4 protein-coding genes and 1 pseudogene are annotated in these 5428 nt (G+C 60.3%); all 5 read left to right on the top strand.

The genetic code is table 11. The features are described from left to right. Positions 1–32: 32 nt before the first annotated feature. Positions 33–464: pseudogene (gene rlmH / locus ACIOZM_RS31030) on the top strand (23S rRNA (pseudouridine(1915)-N(3))-methyltransferase RlmH); the annotation flags it as partial. A 10-nt stretch (positions 465–474) separates the two neighbouring features. After that, positions 475–2364: a penicillin-binding protein 2 gene (gene mrdA / locus ACIOZM_RS31025; protein WP_401221363.1), complete on the top strand. Its 1890-nt coding sequence runs from the start codon at positions 475–477 to the stop codon at positions 2362–2364. Between the two features lie 38 nt (positions 2365–2402). Continuing rightward, on the top strand, positions 2403–3506 hold the full coding sequence (rodA, locus tag ACIOZM_RS31020; RefSeq protein ID WP_401221368.1) for a rod shape-determining protein RodA: 1104 nt from the start codon (positions 2403–2405) through the stop codon (positions 3504–3506). Between the two features lie 17 nt (positions 3507–3523). Further along, positions 3524–4534, top strand: coding sequence for a lytic murein transglycosylase B (gene mltB, locus ACIOZM_RS31015; protein ID WP_401221360.1), 1011 nt, complete (start codon positions 3524–3526; stop codon positions 4532–4534). After that, on the top strand, positions 4534–5428 hold an 895-nt coding region (locus tag ACIOZM_RS31010; protein WP_401221358.1), incomplete at its 3' end, for a septal ring lytic transglycosylase RlpA family protein. The genes mltB and ACIOZM_RS31010, both read left to right, overlap by 1 nt.

The raw sequence follows: 5428 nt of genomic DNA, 5'->3' as shown, positions 1-5428 counted from the left end.
GGTATTGAGCGGAATTTCCACCAGTTCCAGCGCCAGCTCGGACGGCAGAAGGCTGGGATGAATATGCCAAGCGGCGTCCGTCCGAGCTGGCGCTGGAACTGGTGGAAATTCCGCTCAATACCCGTGGCAAGAATGCCGACGTGGCCCGCTTCATCCGTCAGGAAGGCGAAGCCATGCTGGCCAAGGTCGGCCCGAACGAGCGGATCGTAACCCTCGAAGTCCATGGCAAGCCCTGGAGCACCGAGCAACTGGCGGTCGAACTCGACCGTTGGCGGCTGGATTCGCGCACGGTCAACTTCATGGTCGGTGGCCCGGAAGGGCTGGCGCCGGAAGTCTGTGCGCGGGCTGACCAGCGCTGGTCGTTGTCGCCGCTGACCTTGCCGCACCCGCTGGTGCGAATCCTCATCGGCGAACAGCTGTACCGTGCCTGGACCGTGTTGTCCGGTCACCCTTACCACAAGTAATCCAGCCCTCATGTCTCAGCCGATCCGCATCAAGGACCACGAAAAAGACGCACGTCTGGTGCGTAGCCGCGTCGTGTTCGGGGCCATTGCGATCGTGTTGCTGATCGGCGTGCTGATTGCGCGGCTGTATTTCCTGCAGGTGATTCAGTACGACTATCACTCGACGCTCTCGGAAAACAACCGGGTCCATGTCCAGCCGATTCCGCCGACCCGTGGGTTGATTTTCGACCGCAACGGCGTGGTGGTGGCGGACAACCGCCCAAGCTTCAGCCTGAGCATGACCCGCGAGCGTTCCGGCGACTGGCAGCAGGTGCTCGACGTCATCGTCGAGGTGCTGGAGCTGACGCCCGAGGACCGGGTGATTTTCGAGAAGCGCATGCGTCAGGGGCGCCGGCCGTTTGAGCCGGTGCCGATCCTGTTCGAGCTGACTGAAGAGCAGATCGCCCGCGTCGCGGTGAATCAGTTCCGTCTGCCAGGCGTGGAAGTGGTTGCGCAACTGGTTCGTCACTATCCGCAGGGTGCACATTTTGCGCATTCGGTGGGTTACATGGGGCGGATCAACGAGAAAGAGCTGAAAAGCCTCGATCCGGTCAATTACAGCGGCACCCATCACATCGGCAAGACCGGCATTGAACGCTTCTACGAGCCGGAATTGCATGGCCAGGTGGGTTACGAGGAAGTCGAAACCAACGCTCGGGGCCGCGTGTTGCGCGTGCTCAAGCGTACCGATCCGATTCCCGGCAAGGACATCGTCCTGAGCCTGGACATCAAATTGCAGGAAGCCGCCGAAGCTGCATTGGGCGGACGGCGTGGTGCCGTGGTGGCGCTGGACCCAAGCACCGGCGAAGTGCTGGCGATGGTCAGCCAGCCAAGTTTTGACCCGAACCTGTTCGTCACCGGGATCAGCTTCAAGGCCTACGCCGAGTTGCGTGATTCGATTGATCGACCGTTGTTCAACCGCGTGCTGCGCGGTCTGTATCCGCCGGGTTCGACGATCAAGCCAGCTGTGGCGATTGCCGGGCTCGACTCTGGCGTAGTGACAGCATCGACCCGAGTGTTCGACCCGGGTTACTACATGCTGCCCAACTACGACCACAAATACCGCAACTGGAACCGCACGGGTGACGGCTTTGTCGATCTCGACACGGCGATCATGCGTTCCAACGACACCTACTTTTATGACCTGGCGCACAAGATCGGTATTGATCGGCTGTCGGCCTACATGAACAAGTTCGGCATCGGCCAGAAGGTCTCGCTGGACATGTTCGAAGAGTCGCCCGGGCTGATGCCTTCCCGCGAATGGAAACGTGCAACCCGCAAACAGGCGTGGTTCCCGGGTGAAACACTGATTCTCGGGATCGGTCAGGGCTACATGCAATCGACTCCGTTGCAACTGGCGCAAGCCACTGCGCTGGTGGCGAACAAAGGCGTGTGGAACCGGCCGCATCTGGCCAAATCCCTCGAAGGGGTGAAGCCGGTCGATGAAAACCCGATTCCGGACATTGTCCTGCGCGATCCGTCGGACTGGAACAAGGTCAACCACGGCATGCAGCAGGTCATGCACGGCGCTCGCGGCACTGCACGCAAAGCGGCCATCGGCGCGCAATACCGGATCGCCGGCAAGTCGGGTACGGCGCAAGTCGTCGCGATCAAACAGGGTGAGAAGTACGACCGCTCCAAGGTGCAGGAACGCCACCGCGACCACGCCTTGTTCGTCGGTTTTGCCCCGGCCGACAACCCGAAAATCGTGGTGTCGGTGATGGTCGAGAACGGTGAATCCGGTTCCGGCGTCGCCGCGCCAGTCGTGCGTCAGGTCATGGATGCCTGGCTGCTGGATCAAGACGGACGTTTGAAGGCCGAATACGCCGGACCAATCAGTGCGGAGGCTACGGCCCAGTGATGAATAACTTCGATCGCATGCTCTCCAGTGAGGATGTGATGCGCCGCCGCGCGACTCTGCTGCAACGGTTACACATCGATGGACCGTTGCTGATCCTGCTGCTGATCCTCGCGGCCGGCAGCCTGTTCGTGCTGTATTCGGCGAGCGGCAAGAGCTGGGATCTGCTGGCCAAGCAGGCCACTTCGTTCGGCATCGGCCTGGTGTCGATGATCGTCATCGCCCAGCTTGAGCCGCGTTTCATGGCGCGTTGGGTGCCGCTGGGTTATGTGGTCGGGGTGGTGCTGTTGATGGTGGTGGACATCATGGGCCACAACGCCATGGGCGCCACGCGCTGGATCAACATCCCCGGAGTGATCCGCTTCCAGCCCTCGGAATTCATGAAGATTCTGATGCCGGCAACCATCGCCTGGTACCTGTCCAAACGTACTTTGCCGCCGCAGCTCAAGCACGTCGGGATCAGCCTGATGCTGATTGGCGTGCCATTTATTCTGATCGTGCGTCAGCCCGATCTCGGCACCTCGCTGCTGATTCTTGCGGGCGGTGCGTTCGTGCTGTTCATGGGCGGGCTGCGCTGGCGCTGGATACTCAGCGTGCTGGCCGCCGCTGTACCGGTGGCGGTTGCCATGTGGTTTTTCATCATGCACGACTATCAGAAGCAGCGAATCCTGACCTTTCTCGACCCGGAGAGTGATCCGCTGGGCACGGGCTGGAACATCATTCAGTCCAAGGCAGCTATCGGTTCCGGCGGCGTATTCGGCAAGGGCTGGCTGCTCGGCACCCAGTCCCACCTGGACTTCCTGCCGGAAAGCCACACCGACTTCATTATTGCGGTACTCGGCGAAGAGTTCGGTCTGGTGGGCATCTGCGCACTGCTGTTGATCTATCTGTTGCTGATTGGCCGGGGGCTGGTGATTACCGCCCAGGCACAAACGCTGTTCGGCAAATTGCTCGCCGGTTCGTTGACCATGACGTTTTTTGTTTACGTTTTCGTCAACATCGGTATGGTCAGTGGCCTGTTGCCGGTGGTGGGGGTGCCGTTGCCGTTCATTAGCTACGGAGGAACTTCGCTGGTGACACTGCTGTCAGCGTTTGGGGTTTTGATGTCGATCCATACCCATCGCAAGTGGATCGCACAGGTTTGAATAAGGTGAAGAGTTCAATGCAAGTAATGCGTGGCTGGGCGTCTCGATACGCGCCATGGGTCGGCCTGGTAGGCATCCTTGGTAGCGCGCAGGAAGCGCTGGCCGGCGATTACGAAGGTTCGCCGCAGGTGGCCGAGTTCGTCGGTGAAATGACCCGCGACTACGGTTTCGCTGGTGAACAACTGATGGCGGTGTTCCGCGAGGCACAGCGCAAACAGGCGATTCTCGACGCCATTTCCCGGCCCGCCGAGCGGGTCAAACAGTGGAAAGAATACCGTCCGATGTTCCTCACCGATGCGCGCATCGCCCGAGGTGTGGACTTCTGGCGTCAGCACGAGGCCACGCTGGCCCGCGCCGAGCAGGAATACGGTGTACCGGCACAAGTCATCGTGTCGATCATTGGCGTTGAAACGTTTTTCGGACGTAATACCGGTAATTACCGGGTGATCGATGCCTTGTCGACGCTCGGTTTCGACTATCCTCCCCGTGCCGAATTTTTCCGCAAGGAACTGCGTGAGTTCCTGCTGCTGGCCCGCGAAGAACAGGTCGATCCATTGACCCTCAAAGGCTCTTACGCCGGGGCGATGGGCCTGCCGCAGTTCATGCCGAGCAGTTTTCGCGCCTATGCGGTGGATTTCGACGGTGACGGCCACATCAATATCTGGAACAACCCGGATGATGCGATCGGCAGCGTCGCCAGCTATTTCAAGCGTCACGGCTGGGTTGCCGGCGAGCCGGTGGTCAGTCGGGCGGACGTGCGGGGCGATCAGGTCGACGAAGGTCTGACCACCGGCATCGAGCCGACAAAGACTGTCGGAGAGTTGCGGGCGCTGGGCTGGTCAAGTCATGATGCGCTGCGCGATGATATGCCGGTTACTGCATTTCGCCTCGAAGGCGATAACGGCCCTGAATACTGGATGGGCCTGAAGAATTTTTACGCGATCACGCGTTATAACCGCAGCGTGATGTACGCCATGGCCGTACATCAACTGTCTGAACAGCTGGTACAAGCACGGGGCGTCAAGTAATGCGGGCATTGCCTAACAATAAACCCCTGAAGCTGGTGGCATTTGCTGCGTTGGCAGTATTGGTCGTCAGTTGCTCGACCAGCCGTTCGCCAGCGCCGAAAACATCCTCTACCGCTGTGCGTGCGCAGCCGGGCCTGGACATCAACCGTGCGCACAAAGATGGCGCGCCGTGGTGGGATGTCGATGTTTCGCGCATTCCCGATGCCACGCCGACCCTGCACACCGGGGCTTACAAAGCCAACCCGTACACCGTGCTGGGCAAGACCTACTTTCCGTTGCAGGAATCCAAGACCTACGTCGCCTCCGGCACTGCGTCCTGGTATGGCACCAAGTTTCACGGTCAGAACACCGCCAATGGCGAGGTCTATGACCTGTACGGCATGAGTGCCGCACACAAGACATTACCGCTGCCGAGTTACGTTCGGGTGACTAACCTGGACAACAACAAGAGCGTGATCCTGCGCGTCAACGACCGTGGACCGTTCTACTCGGATCGCATCATCGATTTGTCCTACGCTGCCGCGAAGAAACTCGGTTACGCCGAAATCGGCACGGCGCGGGTCAAGGTCGAAGGTATCGATCCACAAACCTGGTGGGCAGCGAAGGGCCGTCCGGCGCCTCTGATGCTCAACGAGCCACAAGTCGCGCAGAACAGCGGCCCGACGATCACCGCATCGGCGGGCACCGTCGAGCAATGGACTCCGCCGCCGCAGCAACACGCCGCGGCCGTCGTGCCAGTGCAGATCGATGCAAAAAAAAACGCTTCTGCAACAGCGTCTGGCCAGTATCTGCAGGTGGGCGCGTTCGCCAACCCGGACGCTGCAGAACTCCTGAGGTCGAAGCTCAGCGGGATGGTGAGCGCTCCGGTGTTCTTCAGCTCGATCGGGCGCAATC

Origin of the sequence: Pseudomonas sp. NPDC087346, assembly GCF_044744235.1 — a bacterium.
GTDB lineage: Bacteria > Pseudomonadota > Gammaproteobacteria > Pseudomonadales > Pseudomonadaceae > Aquipseudomonas.
Note: the sequence above shows the minus strand (reverse complement) of the source record. Positions and strands in the feature narration are given on the sequence as shown.